The organism is Microbacterium azadirachtae, from assembly GCF_000956545.1.
Classification (GTDB): Bacteria; Actinomycetota; Actinomycetes; order Actinomycetales; family Microbacteriaceae; genus Microbacterium; species Microbacterium azadirachtae.
On sequence record NZ_JYIT01000070.1, the window covers coordinates 26,145 to 46,674 of the forward strand.

Here is a 20,530-nt window from a genome sequence, read left to right on the forward strand (position 1 = left end):
ATGGCCGAACCCGTGGAGATCGATCGCGCCGCCGTGCGCCGGGCCCGGCACGGCGAACCGCTGCCTCTGCTCGTGCTGCTGCACGGCTACGGATCCGACGAGCGGGACCTGTTCTCGCTGGTCCCCTTCCTGCCCGAGGGCGTGGCCGTGGCGTCGCTGCCCGCGCCGCACGACGCGCCCTGGCCGATGCCCGGGCGCTCCTGGTACCCGATCGACGAGCTGGAACGGCGGGATCCCGCGTCGGTGACGGCCGCCGCCGACGCCGTGCTGCGCTGGCTCGACGAGGAGGCCGGTGCCGTGCCGTCGATCGCGCTCCTCGGCTTCTCGCAGGGTGCCTCGGTCGCACTGCAGGTCGCGCGACAGGATCCGGACCGCATCGCCGCGGTCGTGAACCTCAGCGGCTACGCGGCCCCGGGCGAGCTCCCCGGCGACACCGCGCTGCGCGAGCGCCGCACCCCCGTGTTCTGGGGCCGCGGCACGCGCGACGACGTGATCCCGCCCGCGCTCGTCGACCACACCGCGCAGTGGCTGCCGGATCACTCCGAGCTCACGGGCCGGGTCTACCCGGGGCTGACGCACAGCGTGTCGGAGGACGAGCTCGCCGACGTGCGCCGCTTCCTCGACGGCTGGCTCGCCGAGGTTCAGGCGTCGTCGTCGCGGGAGCCCGCGGAGGGCTGATCCGGGTCGCCGCCCGGCTCGGCCTCGGTGCCGGCTTCGGCTCCCGTCTCTGCCTCGGCTCCCGTCCCGGCCTCGGCACGGCGCCGCTGCTCATCGCGCTGCATCCGCGCGCCCGCCCACGTGAAGAGCACCATGACCGCCGCGCCGATCACGAGGCCGAGCGCGATACCGGTTCCCATGTTGTGCAGCCCGGCGCCGAGCGCCACCCCGACGCCCATGCCGATCGCGAGCCCCGCACCGAGGCCCACCCGCCGCATCGCCTCGCCGGATCCCGGTCGTTGCTCCACCATGCCTCCAGGCTAGATCCGCGGGCGACTCTCCCCCTCCCCCGCACGGCGGATCTTCCCGGGACCGGCGCTCACCCGACGCCGAGGCGCCGCCCACCCGACTGTTCCGGCGCCGCGACACGCCCGGGTTGCACGACGGCGGCGGGCCCGGTATCGTCGTCCGGGTCCTGTCCGCCGTGTAAGGAAGTCCCTTGATCTGAGTCGTCGCCTCCGCGTTCCATCCACGCGCTGATCCGACACTCCTTCCTGCCTCGCTCTCTTCGGCACAGGCTCTCCGGTCCTCGATCCGTCCTCTTCGCGACGGATCCGCCCGCCACGGGCTCCGCACCGGATCCGGCATCAGCGCACCCGAACACCTTCCGGGAGTCGCCCCATGTCATCACCCACCCTTTCCTCCGCGGTCGTCCTGGACCGCCTCACCTTCCGCTGGCCCGACGGCTCCACCGCCCTCGACGCGGTCTCCGGAGCCTTCGGCACGGGCCGCACAGGTCTCGTCGGACGCAACGGATCCGGCAAGTCGACGCTGCTGCGCCTGATCGCCGGTGACCTCGCGCCGACGTCCGGTCGCATCACCGCGACCGGCGACGTGGCGTACCTGCCGCAGCGCCTCACCCTCGACACCCACGCCCGCGTCGCCGAGCTGCTGGGCGTCGCCCGTGCGCTCGACGCCGTGCGCGCCATCGCGGCCGGCGACGTCGACCCCGACCGGTTCGACGAGGTCGGCGACGACTGGGACGTGGAGGCCCGCGCCGCCGCGGCCCTCGCCGAGGCCGGCCTGGATCCGACGTTCCTCGACCGCACGGTCGGCGAGCTGTCGGGCGGCGAGGCGGTGCTCGTCGCGATCGCCGGGATCCGCGCCCGTCGTGCGCCCATCACGCTGCTGGACGAGCCGACGAACAACCTCGACCGCGAGGCGCGCGCACGCCTGGGCGAGATGGTGCAGTCGTGGCGCGGCACGCTCGTCGTGGTCAGCCACGACGTCGCCCTGCTCGAGCTCATGGACGACACGGCCGAGCTGTACGGCCACGAGCTCAGCGTGTTCGGCGGCCCGTACTCGGCCTGGCGCGCCTGGCTGGACGCCGAGCAGGATGCGGCGCGCCAGGCCGAGAAAGATGCCAAGCAGGCGTTCAAGAAGGAGAAGCGGCAGCGCATCGAGGCGGAGCTGAAGCTCGCGACCCGGTCGCAGATGGCCAAGAAGGCCGCCGAGGAGAAGCGCGTCCCGAAGATCATCGCGAACGGCCGGAAGATGGCCGCTCAGGTGTCGGCGGGGCGGCTGCGCACGGAGGTCGCCGAGAAGGAGGGCGCCGCGCGCAGCGCCCTCGACGAGGCGGGACGGCGCATCCGCGACGAGGCGACGATGAAGATCGAACTGCCGGATCCCGGGGTCTCCCGTGCGCGGCGCATCGCGACGATCGGCGATGCCGAGCGCTCCTGGACGATTCAGGGCCCGGAGCGGGTCGCGCTGATCGGCCGCAACGGCGTCGGCAAGACGACGCTGCTGCGCCGGCTGGTCACCGGACCCCACGACGAGCCCGGGCCGGAACACGCCGCCGGAGCCGACGCCGGGCCCGGGTACCCCGCCGGCCGAGCCGACGCCGGGCCCGGATATCCCGCCGGAGCCGAACACCGCGCAGGAGAATCGGCCCCCGCCGAGGCCGGATCCCCCGTCATGGCGCAGGATCTCCTGCGTTGTGTCGCGCACACCGATCGCATCGGGTACCTGCCGCAGCGGATCGACGGGCTCGACGAGCACGCGACGGTCGTGGAGAACGTCGCCGCGCGGGCGCCGGAGATCCCCGACAAGGAGCTGCGCAACAGGCTGGCCCGGTTCCTGATCCGCGGCGCCGCCATGGACCGGGAGGTGGGCTCGCTCTCGGGCGGGGAGCGCTTCCGCGTCGCCCTCGCGACCCTGCTGCTGGCCGACCCCGCCCCGCACCTCGTGGTGCTCGACGAGCCGACCAACAACCTCGACCTCGACACCGTCGACCAGGTCGTGCAGGCGCTGCGCGCCTACCGGGGCGCCGTGCTGATCGTGAGCCACGACGATGCGTTCCTGCGACGGCTGGATCTCGACCTCACGCTCGAGCTCGACGCCGACGGGATGCTCACCGAGGTCGACCTCGGCGCCTGATCCCTGGCTCCGCCTCGCCCCGCACCCGCCCGATCCGCGCGCCGGATCGGGCGGGTGCGCTGTGTCGCGCGGTTACGGCACGTCGGGAATGCCGCCGCGGGAGGCTGCTGTTGCGCACGTCATGACAACCATCGGAATCATCGGAGCAGGACACATCGGCAGCGCCCTCGCGGAGGCGTTCGCGGGACTCGGCTACGACGTCGTGATCGCGAACTCCCGCGGCCCGGAGACGCTCGCCGAGCTCGTGGCGCGACTCGGACCGCGGGTGACCGCATCCACCGCGACCGGGGCGGCCGAGGCCGCGGACGTCGCCGTCGTCACGGTGCCGCTCAAGGCCCTGAAGGACATTCCGGCGGCCCCGCTCGCCGGGAAGATCGTGCTCGACACGAACAACTACTACTTCGAGCGGGACGGTCACATCGATGCGCTCGACCGCGGCGAGACCACCACGTCGCAGCTCCTGCAGGAGCACCTGCCCGACTCCACGGTCGTGAAGGCGTTCAACCAGATCCGCGCCGGTGAGATCCTGACGACCGGTTCACCGGCGGGCACCCCGGATCGACGCGCTCTCGGCACGGCGAGCGACGACGACGAGGCGGTCGCGTTCGTGACCGACCTCTACGACCGCCTCGGGTTCGACACGGTGAGCGCGGGGCCGCTGAGCGAGTCGTGGCGCCTCGAGCGAGACCGTCCCGCCTACGTCACCCGGCAGAACGCCGAGGAGCTGCGGGCCAACCTCGCTGCGGCGAACCGCCTGCCCTGATCCAGGAGCCGCCCAGGCGGCGGGGGCAGGATGGGGCCATGAGCGACCTCGTCCGCCCCCGCAAGGGCCGTTTCATCGCCGGCGTCTGCGCCGGTCTCGCCCGCCGTTTCGGCATGCCCGTCGCGCTGGTCCGGATCATCGCGATCGTCGCGATGATCTTCGCCGGGCTGCCGCTGTGGGTCTACCTCGTGCTCTGGATCCTCATCCCCAGCGAGCGCTGAGCCGATCGGCGCTCAGGCGCGACGCGCCCGCATCGCCCTGGTGTGGCCGAGGGCGGGGTCCGCGGCGAGCAGCGCGTACTCCTCCGATTCCCGGGGCACGAGCGCGACGCGTCCCTCCGCGTCGCTGACCACGCCCCAGCCGTAGCGCTTGCCGAGCGGCGAGGAGCGCAGACAGGCCTGCCCCTTCGCGAAGAAGGCGGCGCGGGCCTCGGCGTCGGACGGATCGATCCCCCGCCGCAGCGCCCAGGTGGAGAAGATCACGTCGTCCGAGGTGTGCACGAACGGGTGCTCCGCGATCAGCCGGTAGTGCAGCGCCGCGATCGTGGGGGCGTCGCCCGACGGCGGCTCCTCCGCGTGATCCGTCGGGCAGTCCTCCGCCACCTCGATGAACGTGCTCCGGTAGTTCGTGGTGTGCTCGGCCATGCCCTCATGCTCGCACCGCGCACCGACGCCGGGCGTGAAGTTCCGCGACAGTCCTGCGGCGGGGTTGCGCCCTGGGCGGATCCGCCCCGAATGTCGGCGGCACCGGGGAAGATGGACGGATGAGCGACACGGCGACCGGCACCGGGCACGAGGTGCTCGACCGGTTCACGCCCGCGACGCAGGACTGGTTCCGGGGGGCGTTCACGGCGCCCACGCCGGCGCAGGCGGGCGCCTGGGAGGCCATCTCCGGAGGGCGCAACGCCCTCGTCGTCGCGCCGACCGGATCCGGCAAGACGCTGTCCGCCTTCCTCTGGGCCATCGACCGCGTGTTCCGCGAGCGCGTGGCGGAGGCGGGATCCGCGTCCGCGGCGCCGTCCGCCGCCGGGGCGAAGGGCCGCAGGAAGAACGACGCGGAGCGGACCGGCCGCACCCGGATCCTCTACATCTCGCCGCTCAAGGCCCTGGGCGTGGACGTCGAGCGCAACCTGCGGTCCCCGCTCATCGGCATCGGCCAGTCCGCCCGGCGCCTCGGCGTCCCGGCACCGGCGGTGACGGTGGGCGTGCGCTCGGGAGACACGACCTCGTCCGACCGGCGCAGGCTCGTCGTCGATCCGCCGGACATCCTCATCACCACACCCGAATCGCTGTACCTCATGCTTACCAGCCGCGCGGGCGACACCCTGCGCGACGTGCACACCGTCATCATCGACGAGGTGCACGCCGTCGCGGCCACCAAGCGCGGCGCCCATCTCGCGGTCAGCCTGGAACGGCTCGACCAGCTGCGCCGCGCCGCCGGTGCCGAGTCCCCGGTGCAGCGCATCGGGCTCAGCGCGACCGTGCGTCCGATCGACGAGGTGGCCCGCTTCCTCGGCGGCGCGCAGCCGGTCGAGATCGTGGCGCCGCCCGCGTCGAAGACGTTCGACCTCCAGGTCGTCGTGCCTGTCGAGGACATGCTCAACCCTCCGCCGCCGCCCGGAACCGACGAGACGCCCCGGCCGTCCGGGGCCGAGCGGATCGACCAGGCGGTCGGCGGAGCGGACGCGTTCGGCGAGAACACCGAGATGACCGGATCCGTCTGGCCGCACGTGGAGGAGGCGATCGTCGACCGGATCCTGCAGAACCGCTCGACGATCGTGTTCGCGAACTCCCGGCGTCTGGCGGAGCGGCTCACCGGGCGGCTCAACGAGATCTACAGCGAGCGCCTCGGGCTGGACCTGCCCGCTGCCATGGTCCCCGCGGCCATGATGGCGCAGGCCGGTTCGACGGCCGGCGCGGATCCAGTGCTCGCCAAAGCGCACCACGGCTCGGTCTCGAAGGAGCAGCGCGCGCTCGTCGAGGAGGAGCTGAAGTCCGGGGTGCTGCGCTGCGTCGTCGCGACGAGCAGCCTCGAGCTCGGCATCGACATGGGCGCGGTCGACCTGGTGATCCAGGTGGAGGCGCCGCCGTCGGCCGCCTCGGGCCTGCAGCGCGTGGGGCGCGCCGGCCACCAGGTCGGCGAGATCAGCCGGGCCTCGCTGTTCCCGAAGCACCGCGGCGATGTGCTGCACACCGCGATCGTGACCGAGCGCATGCTCGCCGGGCAGATCGAGGCGATCTCCGTGCCGCGCAATCCGCTCGACATCCTCGCCCAGCAGACCGTCGCCGCCTGCGCGCTGGATCCGCTCGACGTCGAGCAGTGGTTCGACACCGTGCGTCGCAGCGCGCCGTTCGCCGCGCTCCCCCGCTCGGCGTACGAGGCGACCCTCGACCTGCTGGCCGGGCGCTTCCCCTCCGACGAGTTCGCGGAGCTGCGCCCCCGCCTGGTGTGGGATCGCGATGCGGGCACCCTGACCGGTCGTCCGGGAGCGCAGCGCATCGCGGTGACGAGCGGCGGGACGATCCCCGACCGCGGCCTGTTCGGCGTGTTCGTCGCGGGCGAGACCACGGGGGCGCGCGTCGGCGAGCTCGACGAGGAGATGGTGTACGAGTCGCGGGTCGGCGACGTCTTCACGCTCGGCACCACGAGCTGGCGGATCGCCGAGATCACGCACGACCGCGTCAACGTGATCCCCGCGTTCGGACAGCCCGGCAAGGTGCCGTTCTGGCACGGCGACGGGCTGGGCCGGCCCTTCGAGCTCGGCGAGGCGCTGGGCGTCTTCAACCGGGAGGTGCACGGCGCGACCCCGGAGAAGGCCCGCGAGCGTCTCGCGGCGGCGGGGCTCGACGATCTCGCGCAGGCGAACCTCCTCGCGCATCTGAACGAGCAGAAGGAGTCGACCGGCACGCTGCCGACCGATCGCGCGCTCACGGTGGAGCGCAGCCGCGACGAGATCGGCGACTGGCGGGTGATCCTGCACTCCCCCTACGGGCAGACCGTGCACGCGCCCTGGGCGCTGGCCGTCAACGCCCGCATCCGCGAGCGCCTGGGCGTGGAGGGGTCGGCGGTCGCGAGCGACGACGGCATCATCGTGCGCGTGCCGGATGCCGACGCCGAGCCGCCCGGGGCTGAGCTCTTCGTGTTCGATCCCGAGGAGCTCGAGCGGATCGTCACCGACGAGGTCGGCGGGTCCGCCCTGTTCGCCTCCCGATTCCGCGAGTGCGCGGCGCGGGCGCTGCTCATGCCGCGGATGAACCCGAACCGGCGCACACCCCTCTGGCAGCAGCGGCAGCGTTCTGCCCAGCTGCTCGAAGTCGCGCGCAAGCACCCGACGTTCCCGATCATCCTGGAGACCCTGCGCGAGGTGCTGCAGGACGTGTACGACCTGCCGTCCCTGCGACGCCTCGCCACCGGCATCGCCGACCGGCGGATCCGGCTCGTCGAGGTGCAGACCGCGCAGCCGTCGCCGTTCGCCCGCGATCTGCTGTTCGGCTACGTCGGCGCGTTCATGTACGAGGGCGACTCCCCGCTCGCCGAGCGCCGGGCTGCGGCGCTGTCGGTCGACCCCGCCCTGCTCGGCGAGCTGCTCGGCACGGTCGAGCTGCGGGAACTGCTGGATCCGGAGGTCATCGCGCAGTTCGAGCGCGAGGCGCAGCGCACGGATCCGGCCCGTCGCGCACGCGGCGTCGAGGGCGTGGCCGATCTGCTGCGCCTGCTCGGCCCGCTCGACGCGAGCGAGGTCGCGGCACGGCTGGAAGCGGATCCGGCGTCGGAGTCCGGCCGGTCCACGGAGGGCGTGGCCGCCGGGCACCTCTCGGCGCTGATCGACGCGCGCCGCGCGATCGAGGTCACGATCGGCGGGGTGCGCCGCACCGCCGCGATCGAGGACGCCGGGCGCCTGCGCGACGCGCTGGGCGTGCCGCTGCCCGTGGGGATCCCGGTGGCGTTCCTGGAGCCGGTGGCGGATCCTCTCGGCGATCTGGTCGCCCGCCACGCGCGCACGCATGGCCCGTTCCTCGGATCCGCGGTCGCCGCCCGGTTCGGGATCGGACCGGCCGTTGTGCGGCAGACGCTGCAGCGGCTCGAGGCCGACGGGCGCGTGACGAGCGGGTTCTTCCTGCCCAGCCCAGACCCCTCGTGGGAGGCGGAAGACGCGGAGCCCGATGCCACGAGCGGACGCCGCGCGTCGGCCACCTCGGCCGGGCCCGACGAGACCGAGTGGTGCGACAGCGAGGTGCTGCGCCGACTGCGGATTCGCTCCCTCGCGGCGATCCGGGGCAGCGTCGAGCCGGTCTCGCCCACCGCCTTCGCGCGTTTCCTGCCGGAATGGCAGCATCACACCCGCCCGCTCGAGGGCGTGGACGGCGTCGCCGCGGTGATCGAGCAGCTCGCCGGCGTGCCCATTCCGGCGAGCGCCTGGGAATCGCTGGTGCTCCCGCAGCGCGTGCGCGACTACACCCCCGCGCTCCTCGACGAGCTGACGAGCTCCGGCGAGATCGTCTGGGCCGGCCATGGAGCGCTTCCGGGCCGCGACGGCTGGGTGTCGCTGCACCCTGCCGACCTCGCGCCGTTCACCGTGCCCTTCGCCGATGAGGCCCCCGAGGAGGGGTCCCTCGAGGCGCAGCTGCTCGCCGCCCTCGCCTCGGGAGGCGCCTACTTCGCGGCGCAGCTGCGTGAGGCCACCGGCGCCGAGAACGAGGCCTCGGTGGTCGAGGCGCTGTGGAACCTGACCTGGACGGGGCACGTGACGAACGACACGTTCGCACCGATCCGGGCGCTGTTGAGCGGTGGCAGCCAGGCGCACAAGGTCACCCGCCGGGCCCCGCGCACGCGGACGTTCCGCGGGATGTCGCTTGCGCGCCCGACCTCGACCCCGCGGCCGCTGTCGGTGGGCGGACGGTGGTCGCTGGTCCCGGAGGCGGAGACGGATCCCGCCCGGCGCGCGACGGTCTCGGCGGGACTGCTGCTCGACCGCTACGGCGTCGTCACCCGCGGATCGGTGCAGGCCGAGGGCATGCCGGGCGGCTTCGCGCAGGCCTATCGCGTCCTCGCCGGCTTCGAGGAGGCCGGGCACTGCCGCCGCGGCTACGTGATCGAGAAGCTCGGCGCCGCGCAGTTCGCGGCCTCCGCCACGATCGACAGGCTGCGCACCTTCGCCGGCCTCGCCGATCCGCCGCCGCGCACCGCGCGCACGCTCGCCGCGACCGACCCCGCGAGCCCCTACGGCGCCGCGCTCGGCTGGCCCCGGCTGGACGAGGTCTCGCACCGCCCCGGCCGCAAGGCGGGCGCGCTCGTGGTGCTCGTCGACGGCGCCCTCGTGGTGTATCTGGAGAGGGGCGGCAAGACCGTGCTCGCGTTCTCCGACGACGAGGAGGAGCTGCGCGCGGCGACGGCCGACCTCGCCGCGACCGCTCGCGCCCGGCGGCTGGAGACCCTCACGGTCGAGAAGGTGAACGGCGAGGGCATGTACGACCGCGGTGCGGACGGATCCGGGCGCGGCCCGGTGCTCGGCCGGCTGCTGCAGGAGGCCGGCTTCGTCGCGACCCCGCGCGGCTACACCCTGCGCAAGGCGCTGTGACGGCGCCCGTGCGCAGGAACGCCGCGCATACGCTGGGGACATGATCCGCGAGTTCGCCGCCGGCGTCGGCACGCTGCTGCGCGGGTTCGGTCTGTGGCGCACCCGCCCGCGTCTGCTCGCGCTCGGGCTGATCCCGGCCGTGATCGCCTTTCTCGTGCTCGCCGCCCTCCTGATCCCGCTCGGATTGTCGCTGGGCGGGATCACCGCATGGATGACGCCGTTCGCCGACGGCTGGATCGCCGGCTGGCGTGACGCCCTGCGCGTCGCGCTCGGCATCGTGCTGTTCGTGGCGGGCGCGGTGCTGTCCGGCCTGGTCTTCACGGCGCTCACGCTCACGATCGGCGACCCGTTCTATCAGCGCATCTGGCGCGAGGTAGAGCGCGAGCTGGGCGGCCCCGAGCCCACGGGGGAGACGGGCTTCTGGTCCACCGTCGGCGAGGGCCTGCGCCTCATCGTGCTCGGCGCCCTGGTCGCGCTGCTCACCCTGGTGCTGGGTCTCGTCCCGGTCGTCGGCGGCGTGCTCGCCACCGTCGTGGGCGTGCTGCTCTCCGGGCGCCTGCTGGCGCGGGAGCTCACGGGCCGGGCCTTCGACGCCCGCGGCCTGAGCGGCGACGACCGCGCACGGCTGCTCGCGTCCGGACGCGCGCGGGTGCTCGGCTTCGGCGTGGCCGCACAGCTGTGCTTCCTGGTGCCGCTGGGCGCCGTCGTCACGATGCCCGCCGCCGTCGCCGGATCCACGATGCTCGCCCGCGCACTCTCGGACCGCGCGGCGGATGTCGCGACGGAGGCGGCGCGCCATGCCTGAGGGCGACACCGTCTACCGGGTGGCGCACCGCCTGGACCGTGCGCTGCGCGGCGGCACGATCACCCGTTTCGACCTGCGCGTGCCCGAGCTCGCGAACGCCGATCTGACCGGATCCGTCGTGCACGGCGTGGTTCCCCGCGGCAAGCACATCCTCATGCGCATCGGTGCGCACACGCTGCGTTCGCATCTGCGCATGGACGGCGCCTGGCACCTGTACCGGCCCGGGGAGCGCTGGCGGGCGCCCGCGCACACGGCCCGCGCGATCGTCGGCACCGCCGATGTCGAGGCGGTCGGCTTCGAAGTGTCGATGCTCACCCTCGTGCCGACCACGGAGGAGGCCTCGCTCGTCTCGCACCTGGGACCGGATCCGCTGAGCGACGACTGGGATCCGGCGGAGGCCGCGCGACGGGTCGGTTCGGATCCGCGACCGATCCACGTCGCGCTGCTCGATCAGCGCAACGTCGCCGGTTTCGGCAACGAGTACGCGGCGGAGCTGCTGTTCCTGCGCGGCGTGCTGCCCACGCGCCCGGCGACCGAGGTGGATGCGGCGGCGCTCCTCGATCTCGGAGCGCGCACCATCCGCGCCAACCGCGACCGGATCGACCGCACGTTCACCGGCGTCGCCCTCCGCGGCCGGACCACCTGGGTCTACGGGCGAGGGCGGCGCCCCTGCCGCCGCTGCGGCACGCTCATCCGGACGGGCGAGCTGGGCGCCGACCCTACCGAGGAACGCCGCACCTTCTGGTGCCCGCGCTGCCAGCGCTGACGCCCGGGCCACGCCCCCTCCTCCCTGCTCGCTGGTCGCGATTGGCGGGTTTCCGCGGCACAAAGCCGCAGTCCGCGACCAGCGAACCGCCCCCTCCGCCGGGAACGAGAGGACCCTCTCCGCCGGGAACGAGAAGACGCGCACCTCCCCGGAGGAGATGCGCGTCTTCGGTGCGGCCCGCGGGCCGCGGCGTTCAGGCCGCGAGCCAGAGGCCCTTGCGGTCGGTGTCCAGATTCATGCCGGCGGCGACGGTCTCGTCATCGCCGATCTTCGCACCGCGCGCGATGTGCGCGCCGGTGCCGATCTCGGTGCGCACGCCGATCGTGGCGCCATCCCCGATCACGGCGCCCTGCCCGATGTGGGCATGGGCCTCGATCCGGGCGTTGACGCCCACGATCGCCTCGGGCTCGATCCAGGCGCCGCGCGCGACATGCGCGCCGGCCCCGACCTTCGCACCCGGTTCGACATAGGCGCCGGCCTCCACGACCGCCTGCGGGTGCACCTTGGCACCGTGCGCGATCAGACCACGACCGTTGGCGTGCTTGCGGTAGCGCAGCGTGCCTCCACGGCCGTCCTCGATGTCGACGTAGTTCTTACCCACGAAAACCTCCCGTGCCCGGGACTTTCCCCGGATACATCTGCAACCTCGCGCGCGTCGGATCTATTCCCGCGCACGCATTTCGCGCGTGTCGGGTCCGGACCGCCGCGCGATGGTCGGACCGCCGCTGCCACGGCCGCGCCGGTACGCTGAACGCATGAGCAGGCGAGGCGGTTCCGGCGGACGCAAACCCGCGGTGCGCTCCGCCAAGGGCGGCGCCCGCAGCACCGCCGGCGGCCGGAACGCCGCGAAGACCGGCAAGGGCGCACCCAAGAGCGCGTCGCAACGGCCCGCGAAGAAGGCCGAGAAGGTCGTCTTCGACGCCCCTCCCGTCGTGCCCGAGGAGCCCCGCACCCTGCGCCTCGGCGCGGTGCCCGGCGCGACGCCCGGGCGCTGGATCGACACCTGGAACACCCGGATGCCGAATGTCACGCTCGAACTCGTGCCGATCCCGTTCGCCCGACAGCGCGCCGCGCTGACCGAGGGCGGGATCGATCTCGCCCTCGTGCGCGCCCCGTTCGACGACGACGGCATGCATGCGATCCCTCTCTACGAGGAGCTTCCCGTGGTGATCGCCTCGGCCGACTCGCACCTGCTCGCCGCCGACGAGCTGGTTCCTGCCGATCTCGAGGGCGAGACGCTGCTGACGACCGCGGAGGACGTGCTGGGCGTGCTGGCCCTGCCGACGACGCCGTCCGCGATCCCGCCCCTCGACACCATCGAGAACGCGGTGGAGACGGTCGCCGCCGGCGTCGGGATCCTCGTCGCCCCCATGTCGCTGGCGCGCCTGCACCACCGCAAGGACGTCGAATACCGGATCCTGCGCGACGCGCCCGTCTCTCCCGTGCTGCTGGCCTGGCCGAAGGGGGCGACGACCCCCGACATCGAGGCCTTCGTCGGCGTCGTCCGCGGCCGCACCGCGAACTCCTCGCGCTGATCCCGCGCTCACCTCGCTCCTCTCACCGTCCTCCGCGCGGCCCCCGCGCCGTTGTGCAGGGAGGCCGCGCGTTATGCAGGGCCGGCGGCCGTGGTGCGCCATCGGCGAACCGTCGTTCCGCGGTCTTCCGCGCCGGTCCCCCGGCACCGACCGCTCCCTCCCTGCACAACGCGAGCGCTCCCTGCACAACGGCCGGCACCCGGCGAGGCCCCGGCAGCGGCCCGGGCCTCGCCGCGCGGGTCAGGCCGCCCGGGCGGGCTCGGCCTGCGCCACCTCTGACGGAGCCGTGACGCGCAGGGCGCCGTCGACGGCGTCGACACGCACCCGGCCGCCGTCGCGGAGCTCGCCGGAGACGAACAGGTCGGCGATGCGGTCGTCGACCTCGCGCTGGATCAGGCGGCGCAGCGGTCGCGCCCCGTACTCCGGCTCGTAGCCGTGCTCGCCCAGCCACGCCACGGCGGCGTCGGTCACGTCCAGCGCGACCTCGCGGCCGTCGAGCCGTCGCTCCGTCGCCTGCAGCAGCAGGCGGACGATGCGGCCCAGCTCCTCGCGCCCGAGCTTCTGGAACAGCACGATCTCGTCGATGCGGTTCAGGAGCTCGGGGCGCATGGCCTCGCGCAGCTTGCCCATCACTCGCGCACGCAGATCCTCCTGCGAGGCGAACCCGTTCGCCGACGCGTCCTGCGAGGCGACGAAGCCGAGCGCCCCCGACCGCGAGGCGAGGAACTCGGATCCGATGTTCGAGGTCATCACGATCACCGTGTTGCGGAAGTCCACGGTGCGTCCCTGGCCGTCGGTGAGGCGTCCGTCGTCGAGCACCTGCAGCAGCAGGTTGAACACGTCGGGGTGCGCCTTCTCGATCTCGTCGAACAGCACGATCGAGTACGGGTTGCGCCGCACGCGCTCGGTGAGCTGCCCGGCCTCGTCGTAGCCGACGTATCCCGGAGGAGCACCGACGAGTCGCGACACCGTGTGCCGTTCCCCGAACTCGCTCATGTCGAAGCGGATGACGGCGGACTCGTCGTCGAGAAGGCGATCGGCGAGGGCCTTGGCCAGCTCGGTCTTGCCGACGCCGGTGGGCCCGAGGAACAGGAAGGATCCGACCGGTCGGCGCGCGTCGCCCATGCCCGTGCGGCTGCGCCGCACTGCACGGGCCACGGCCGTGACCGCGTCGTCCTGCCCGATCACCCGGGCGTGCAGCTCGGCCTCGAGATCGGCCAGCCGCTCGCGCTCGCTCTCGGAGACCCGGCTCACCGGGATCCCCGTCGCGCGGGCGATCACCGCGGCGATCTCCGCCTCGTCCACGATCGCGTCGCCGGTCTGCGACACGGGCGAGGGGGCGCCCGCGTCGTCGATCCGCGCCTGCACGGCGGCGATCTCGTCGCGGATGCGGGACGCCTCCTCGTAGTGCTCGGCGCCGACCGCGGCGTTCTTGCGCGCCTCCAGGTCGGCGAGCTCGGCGAAGAGCGCGGCGACGTCGGTCACGACGCCGAGGCGCAGCCGCAGGCGCGCGCCGGCCTGGTCGATCAGGTCGATCGCCTTGTCCGGCAGCACGCGGTCGGGCAGGTAGCGGGCGCTCAGCTCCACGGCGGCGCGCACGGCGTCGTCGGTGTAGGTCACCGCGTGGTGCTGCTCGTACGCGGGCTTCAGCCCCTCCAGGATCCGCACGGCGTCCTCGATCGACGGCTCGGCGACCTTGACCGGCTGGAAGCGGCGCTCGAGCGCCGGATCCTTCTCGATCCGCCGGTACTCGGCGAGGGTCGTCGCGCCGACCAGGTGCAGGTCGCCCCGCGCGAGGCGCGGCTTGAGGATGTTGCCGGCGTCCATGCCGCCGCCCTCGCCGGATCCTCCGGCGCCGACGACCGTGTGCACCTCGTCGATGAACACGACGATCTCGCCCTTGTGCGCGGCGATCTCGTCCATCGTCTGGGTGAGGCGCTCCTCGAAGTCGCCGCGGTAGCGGGTGCCCGACAGCATGGCGGGCAGATCGAGCGCCACGACGCGGCGGTCCTTCAGCGGAGCGGGCACGGCGCCGTCGACGATCGCGCGGGCGAGGCCCTCGACGATCGCGGTCTTGCCGACGCCGGCCTCTCCGATCAGCACCGGGTTGTTCTTGGTGCGACGGCTGAGGATCTCGATGGTCTGCTCGATCTCGTCGGCACGCCCGATCACCGGATCCAGCTCACCGGCCCGGGCCCGGGCGGTGAGGTCCAGGCCGAAGCGGTCGAGCATCGGCGTCTCGGAGGCGGGCTGGGTCGCGTCGGCCTCGGGAGCAGCCCCCGCGGTCACGGGTTCGCGCAGGCTCTGCGTCAGCGCCTCGGCGGTGACGCCGGCGCGAGCGAGGATCTGCCCCGCGGGCGCGTCCTGCCCGAGCACCAGGGCGAAGAAGATGTGCTCCGGCTCGATGTAGGTCGCCCCGGAGGATCGTGCCACCTGGTAGGCGTGGAACAGCGCACGGCTGGCTCCGGGGGTGATCGTCGCCGCCTCGACGTCGGACGCGTCGGCGGGCGCGGGCAGCCGCGCCTCGACGGCATCGACGATCGCCTTCGGCGTCACGCCGATGTTGCGGATGGCCTGGTCGACGGCGTCGTCCTCGACGACGGTGCGGAGGACGTGCAGGGCGTCGAGCTCGGTCTGGCCGCGCTCGAGCGCGAAGCGGCCGGCGCGCTGCAGCATCCGCTGGGCGCGCACGGTCAGGAACCGGCTGAGGTCGATGGACCGGGTCTGCCGGGCCTGCTCACCGGCCAGGTAGCGGGCGAGGAACTCGTCGAACGAGCCCGAACCCGCGTCGGTGAAGTCGTTGGGCATTTCGCTTCCTCTCAAACTTGAGCGTAGTGCTGTCAAGTTCAACGCGAGTCCTCCCTCCGTATTCCCGTCCGTTGCATCCGGACTTCGGCGGATCTCGCTGCTCGCCTAGAATCCAGGGATGGCCTCGCTCCTGTACGTCGGCGTGCGCCCTGAGCTGGATGCGGCCACGGCGGAGCGCGCGTCCTTCCGTGTCGCCCTCGGTGTCGGCCCCGAGGCGCTGGACCGCGTCGACCTCACCACCACGCCCCTGCCGGAGGACGCCTTCGACCGCTATGCCGGCTTCGTGATCGGGGGCTCCCCTTTCAACGTCACCGACGTCCGCAAGTCGGAGACCCAGCGACGGGTCGAGGCGGATCTCGAGCGGATCGCCGCGCGGGCGATCGACGGAGCCACCACGGCGTTCTTCACCTGCTTCGGGATCGGCGTCGTGACGCGCCTGCTGGGCGGCGTCGTCGGCAGCGACAACCCCGAGGAGGCCGCCGCCGCCGAGATCCGCACCACGCCCGAGGGCACGGAGGATCCGCTGTTCGCCGCGGCCGGACCCCGCTTCCATGCGTTCACCGCGCACAAGGAGGGTTCGACCCAGCCGCCCCCGGGCGCCGTGCTGCTCGCCGGCAACGACGCCTGTCCGGTGCAGGCCTATCGCGTCGGGGCCGACCTGTATGCGACGCAGTTCCACCCGGAGCCGTCGCCGCGCGACTTCGCCGACCGGATGGTCTTCTACCGCACCACCGGGTACTTCGACCCCGACGCGTTCCACACCGTGCAGGAGGCCATCCTGGAGTCGGTCGTCACCGAGCCGTCCCGGATCCTGCACCGGTTCGGCGCCCGCGCCCTGGCGCGCCATCGCGATCGCTGAGCGCCGGTCGCCTCAGCGCTCGCCGTGCAGCAGGGCGATCCGCTCGTCGAGGTAGGCGGCGAGCGGCATGAGCCCGCCGCCGACCGACCAGCGCACCGAGGGAACGCCGTCCGTCAGGACGAGCGGGCCGGAGGCGCCGCCGGCCGCGACCGCATCCAGGTCGATCGGTGCCCAGCCCACGTGCACGGTCTCGCCGTCGCGGAACCCGCCGCGGGAGGCCTCGGCGCGCCGCTCCGCCCTCGCGCGCGCCGACTCGGCCGCGTAGCCGCGGCGCACGGGCGCAGCCGCACGCAGCACCTCCGCGGTCGCGAAGACGGCGTCGTCGGCGATCAGCAGCACGCCCACATGCCACGCGGATCCGACGCGCACGATGCGCGGCGCCCGCCAGCGCGAGGTCTTCTCACGCCCGAGCGCCTCCCGGGGCACGTCGGAGAGGGCGGACCTGGCCCGTTCCAGAAGGGATCCGAGCGCGGCGGTCGATTCGGCGGTCACGCCTTCAGGCTAAGCCTCGCCCCGGGCAGCGCGGTGCAGACCGGCACGGCCCCTCGCGCCGCGCCCGGGTGCACGGTGACGACCCGCGACCGTGTGATCGATATCATGCACGTGGGCGGGAGGCTGCTCCCGTCCCTCGTCCACGAACGGATCCGATGACGACCGCCGCCCCGCCCGACCCCCGCCGCGTCCCCGCGATGGCCGACGTCGCGCGCCTCGCCGGGGTGTCGGCCCAGACGGTCTCCCGCACGCTGAGCGGCAACCCGAGCGTGCAGCCCGAGACGCGCGCCCGCGTGCTCGCCGCCGTGGAGCAGCTCGGCTATCGACGCAACAACGCCGCACGGGCCCTCTCCTCCGGGCGCAGCAGGGCGATCGGCGTGATCTCCCTGCGCACCGGGTTCTACTCCCGTTCGGCCGTGGCCGTCGGCATCGAGACGACCGCCGCCGACGCCGGCTACATCGTGAACTCGGTGACCACGCCGTCTCTCGACGCCGCCGAGATCGAAGCTGCGATGTCGCGGCTCGCCGATCAGGGCGTCGAGGGGATCGTGCTCGCGGTGCCGCTGATCTCCACGTCGCGGGCCATCGACGAGCTCACCCGCGCGGTGCCGACGATCACGATCGACGGGTCGCGCACCGCGTCGACCCAGGTGGTCGCGGTCGACCAGCGCGAGGTCGGCCTGATCGCGACCCGCCACCTGCTGGAGCTCGGCCATGAGACGGTCTGGCACGTCGCGGGCCCGCCGCAGTGGCTCGACGCGTCGAGCCGCGCCCAGGGCTGGCGGGACGCGCTCGCCGATGCGGGCCGCGAGGCCCCGCCCGAGATCACCGGCGATTGGTCGCCGGAGTCGGGGCACCGCGCGGGGCAGCTCCTGGCGCGGATCCCGGAGGTCACCGCGGTCTTCGTCGCGAGCGACGAGATGGCGTTCGGCCTCGCCCGCGCCTTCGCCGAGCACGGCCGTGCGATCCCGGACGACGTGTCGATCGTCGGCGTCGACGACATCCCGCTCGCGGAGTTCTGCTCCCCCGCCCTCACCACGGTCGCCCAGCCCTTCGGCGACGTCGGACGCGTGGCGGTCGAGCACCTGCTGCACGCCATCGCGCATCCGGATGCCGTGCCCCCGGCCGAGTCGATCGCCCCGCGGCTGATCGTCCGCGCCTCCACGGCTGCCCTGCGGCGCTGACCCTCGCGAGGCCCGCCGGTTCCGCGAGGACCGCGAGGGCGGCGCAGGCCGGAGCACGGCGATGTTTGCGGTATCCGAACCGGATTGCAAGGCGCCGAATCATCGGGAAAAGCTTGATGTTAGCGATAACTTGCGCGTAGCGTGTCCCCTGTTCTCCCCGCCTCGACGATGCAGCAAGGAAGACCGATGTCCCCACAGAACCCCTCCTCCCCGCGCCGCTCGCGCGGCGTGCTCGCCGGCGGCGCCGTGCTCGCCGTCGCGGCCACCGCCCTGACCTTCGGCGCGGGCGCACCCGCCTACGCCGACGCCGCTCCTCCCGCCGGTGCCGCGATCCCCGACACGGGCTACACCCTGCTCGACGTCGACTCGGAGTCCGCCCCCTATCCGGCACCGCCCTCGCTCGACGGCACCGCCAAGGGCGCCTTCGACGGCGACTACTCGACCCAGTGGGCGTCGAACTACAACGGCGGATCCCCGGATCCGATGCCGCACTACCTGACGTTCGACATCGGCGCGGAGCACGCGCTCACCGGGCTCGGCTACTCCGTGAAGGTGCAGGGCAACGGCCCGGCCAAGAACGTGCAGGTGCTCACCACGAACGACGCCGCGGTCGCGAAGGACGGCAAGAGCAGCGGATGGGCCCTCGCCGGCACGGCGACGTTCGCGCAGCCCACCAGCAGCACGCAGATCCAGTACGTGACGTTCGCACAGCCGGTCTCCGCACGCTACGTCGAGTTCCGGATCCTGGACGCGGTGAACGGATCGAACAACGCCTCGGCCTCCGAGATCGTCGCGTACACGACCGACCCGATCGTCACGCCGACGCCGACCCCGACGCCGACGCCGACGCCCAAGCCGGCGGCGGCGACGGTCACGACCGACTCGGTCGACGACACCACGTGGCAGTATCCCGACGACACCCCGGCGAGCCCGTTCATCGACGCCGACGGCACCTTCCACTTCGGCGAGTCGCACGCCAACTACTACAACGAGCCCGACGGCAGCAACGGCGACATCCGGCAGTGGAACTGGTACACCGGGACGAACTTCGACACCGCCACACCGGACGACGCGCTCAACGCCGCCGGCACGAACCCCGACACCACCGACTTCTGCAACGCCAGCCCGACCGGCGTGGGGTCGACCAAGGCGCCCGCCGGATCCAGCTACACGCAGCCGAACTACTGCGACATCACCCAGATGTGGGTCGACCCCGACTCGGGCGACTGGTATGGGCTCGTGCACAACGAGTTCACGCCCAAGCCCTTCGGCGACGGCCTGCACTACGACGCGATCGACTACGCCGTCTCGACCGACAAGGGCCGGACCTGGAAGATCCCGGGCCACGCGATCACCTCGCCGTACAGCACCACCCGCGGCGACACCACGGCGTTCCCGCAGCAGACCTACTCCTACGGCGACGGCGATCCCCGCCTCTACGTCGACTACGCGTCCGGCTACTTCTACGCGTTCTACGGCTCCCGCATCGTGAACAAGACCGGCGGCTGGGTCGCGTTCTACGAGCACGTCGCCCGCGCCCCGATCTCCGGGAAGATGGCGACCGGCACCTGGCAGAAGTGGTACGACGGCACCTGGACCGAGCCCGGCATCTCCGGCAAGGAGAGCAACATGGTCCCCGTCGCCGACGACAGCGAGACCGGCTACACCCCGGTCGACAAGGAGTACGACCCGAACACGCCCGGCACGGCTCAGCAGCAGATCAAGAAGGGGCAGATGCCCGCGACCTCGCCGCTGTTCGTGATGGACGTCACCTACGACGCCTACCTCGGCCTCTACATCGGCCAGCCGCAGAACCCCGACCAGTCGGGCACGGCGCCGCAGGAGTTCTACGCCACGAAGAACCTCGCGACGCAGAAGTGGTTCCGGCTCGGCGACACCGGATCCGCCTACACGACGGCGTCCTGGTACCGCTGGTTCGTCGACCCGGCCAACAAGACGAGCTCGGCGATCGTGGGCAAGTCGTTCCGCTCCTACTGCTCGTTCGGCTGCATGGGCGACGCCTACGCGCAGCTCGCCAACGTCACGATCGACGCCGGCCCCTCGGTCGCGGCGGCGAGCCCGATCGACACGACGAAGGCGTACACGATCGCCAACGCCGACGGCCGCAAGCTCGCCGCCTCGGGCAACGGGAAGAAGCTGACCACGGCCGGATCCGTGAACCGCAAGAACGGCGCCTGGACCTTCACGGCCACCGGCGACGGCGCGTACACGGTCTCGACCCAGGCCGGAGCCCTGCTCGGCGTCGACGCGTCGTCGACCGCGGGCCGCGCCTGGGGCGCCGGGCTCACGCTCACCGCGAAGGACTCGGCCGGCGTCGGGCAGCAGTGGTTCCTCGTGCCGAACACCGATCCCGAGACCGGCAAGGCGACCGGATCCGTCCGCCTCGTGAACCGGTACTCGGGCCTCGTCCTGGGCATCGACGCCTCGACGGCGGCGACCACACCGGGGCGCACCTGGGACAAGCCGGCGTCGCGCGGCGCGTCGAGCACCGCGCAGGCGGGGCTGTTCACCCGGCCCGGCGACCAGACGCTGAGCATCGCGGAGTTCACCGGCGGCCACTGAGCCGTCCACGACAGGAGGGGATCCGGGCCGCGGGCCCGGGTCCCCTCCTGCGTCGCCTGCC

16 protein-coding genes are annotated in these 20,530 nt (G+C 73.0%); 11 read left to right on the forward strand and 5 right to left on the reverse strand.

Going from position 1 to position 20,530, the window contains the following annotated elements:
• On the forward strand, positions 1–678 hold the full coding sequence (locus RL72_RS07185; protein ID WP_052674243.1) for an alpha/beta hydrolase: 678 nt from the start codon (positions 1–3) through the stop codon (positions 676–678).
• On the opposite strand, the gene RL72_RS07190 is transcribed toward RL72_RS07185, so the two are convergent.
• Entirely contained in the window at positions 642–968 is a 327-nt protein-coding gene (locus RL72_RS07190; RefSeq protein ID WP_045250138.1) for a hypothetical protein, read from the reverse strand. The two genes, RL72_RS07185 and RL72_RS07190, sit on opposite strands and share 37 nt — an antisense overlap.
• A 370-nt stretch (positions 969–1,338) precedes the next feature.
• Here RL72_RS07190 and RL72_RS07195 point away from each other — a divergent pair, with 370 nt between their 5' ends.
• The 3 genes from RL72_RS07195 to RL72_RS07205 all read left to right on the forward strand — a co-directional run bounded on the left by RL72_RS07195 (position 1,339) and on the right by RL72_RS07205 (position 4,080).
• The gene (locus tag RL72_RS07195; protein WP_045250139.1) at positions 1,339–3,096 is read left to right on the forward strand and encodes an ABC-F family ATP-binding cassette domain-containing protein; all 1,758 of its coding nucleotides are present in this window, start codon (positions 1,339–1,341) and stop codon (positions 3,094–3,096) included.
• Positions 3,097–3,217: 121 nt separating this feature from the next.
• Positions 3,218–3,859, forward strand: a complete 642-nt coding sequence (locus RL72_RS07200) for an NADPH-dependent F420 reductase (RefSeq protein WP_045250140.1) — start codon at positions 3,218–3,220, stop codon at positions 3,857–3,859.
• Positions 3,860–3,897: 38 nt separating this feature from the next.
• A complete protein-coding gene (locus tag RL72_RS07205) occupies positions 3,898–4,080 on the forward strand; it encodes a PspC domain-containing protein (protein WP_045250141.1) in 183 nt (60 codons plus the stop codon).
• A 12-nt stretch (positions 4,081–4,092) separates the two neighbouring features.
• On the opposite strand, the gene RL72_RS07210 is transcribed toward RL72_RS07205, so the two are convergent.
• A complete protein-coding gene (locus tag RL72_RS07210) occupies positions 4,093–4,503 on the reverse strand; it encodes a DUF6157 family protein (RefSeq protein ID WP_045250142.1) in 411 nt (136 codons plus the stop codon).
• Positions 4,504–4,622: 119 nt separating this feature from the next.
• On the opposite strand from RL72_RS07210, the gene RL72_RS07215 reads away from it, so the two are divergent.
• Genes RL72_RS07215 through RL72_RS07225 form a run of 3 tightly spaced genes read left to right on the forward strand, consistent with a single transcriptional unit; the run spans position 4,623 to position 11,008 of the window.
• Positions 4,623–9,437, forward strand: a complete 4,815-nt coding sequence (locus RL72_RS07215; protein ID WP_045250143.1) for an ATP-dependent helicase — start codon at positions 4,623–4,625, stop codon at positions 9,435–9,437.
• A 40-nt stretch (positions 9,438–9,477) separates the two neighbouring features.
• Positions 9,478–10,242 carry an EI24 domain-containing protein gene (locus RL72_RS07220; RefSeq protein ID WP_045250144.1) on the forward strand — a complete coding sequence of 255 codons (765 nt, stop codon included), beginning with the start codon at positions 9,478–9,480 and terminating at the stop codon, positions 10,240–10,242.
• A complete protein-coding gene (locus RL72_RS07225) occupies positions 10,235–11,008 on the forward strand; it encodes a DNA-formamidopyrimidine glycosylase family protein (protein WP_045250145.1) in 774 nt (257 codons plus the stop codon). The genes RL72_RS07220 and RL72_RS07225 overlap by 8 nt, the downstream gene beginning before the upstream one ends.
• Positions 11,009–11,201: 193 nt before the next feature.
• Here RL72_RS07225 and RL72_RS07230 read toward each other — a convergent pair whose 3' ends face one another.
• Positions 11,202–11,609 carry a transferase gene (locus RL72_RS07230; RefSeq protein ID WP_045250146.1) on the reverse strand — a complete coding sequence of 136 codons (408 nt, stop codon included), beginning with the start codon at positions 11,607–11,609 and terminating at the stop codon, positions 11,202–11,204.
• A gap of 154 nt (positions 11,610–11,763) precedes the next feature.
• Between RL72_RS07230 and RL72_RS07235 the strand changes: the two genes are divergently transcribed.
• On the forward strand, positions 11,764–12,543 hold the full coding sequence (locus RL72_RS07235) for a LysR family substrate-binding domain-containing protein (RefSeq protein WP_082072235.1): 780 nt from the start codon (positions 11,764–11,766) through the stop codon (positions 12,541–12,543).
• Positions 12,544–12,783: 240 nt separating this feature from the next.
• Here RL72_RS07235 and RL72_RS07240 read toward each other — a convergent pair whose 3' ends face one another.
• Positions 12,784–15,351 (reverse strand): ATP-dependent Clp protease ATP-binding subunit, encoded by a 2,568-nt coding sequence (locus tag RL72_RS07240; protein ID WP_045250147.1) that lies wholly within the window; start codon positions 15,349–15,351, stop codon positions 12,784–12,786.
• Positions 15,352–15,469: 118 nt separating this feature from the next.
• Here RL72_RS07240 and RL72_RS07245 point away from each other — a divergent pair, with 118 nt between their 5' ends.
• Positions 15,470–16,210 carry a glutamine amidotransferase-related protein gene (locus RL72_RS07245; RefSeq protein ID WP_045250148.1) on the forward strand — a complete coding sequence of 247 codons (741 nt, stop codon included), beginning with the start codon at positions 15,470–15,472 and terminating at the stop codon, positions 16,208–16,210.
• A 12-nt stretch (positions 16,211–16,222) separates the two neighbouring features.
• Here RL72_RS07245 and RL72_RS07250 read toward each other — a convergent pair whose 3' ends face one another.
• Positions 16,223–16,702 carry a hypothetical protein gene (locus RL72_RS07250; RefSeq protein ID WP_045250149.1) on the reverse strand — a complete coding sequence of 160 codons (480 nt, stop codon included), beginning with the start codon at positions 16,700–16,702 and terminating at the stop codon, positions 16,223–16,225.
• A gap of 155 nt (positions 16,703–16,857) precedes the next feature.
• Here RL72_RS07250 and RL72_RS07255 point away from each other — a divergent pair, with 155 nt between their 5' ends.
• Both RL72_RS07255 and RL72_RS07260 read left to right on the forward strand, forming a co-directional pair.
• Complete coding sequence (locus RL72_RS07255; protein WP_045250150.1) at positions 16,858–17,886, forward strand: LacI family DNA-binding transcriptional regulator; 1,029 nt, start codon at positions 16,858–16,860, stop codon at positions 17,884–17,886.
• Positions 17,887–18,072: 186 nt separating this feature from the next.
• Positions 18,073–20,469 (forward strand): discoidin domain-containing protein, encoded by a 2,397-nt coding sequence (locus tag RL72_RS07260; RefSeq protein ID WP_052674244.1) that lies wholly within the window; start codon positions 18,073–18,075, stop codon positions 20,467–20,469.
• Positions 20,470–20,530: the final 61 nt, after the last annotated feature.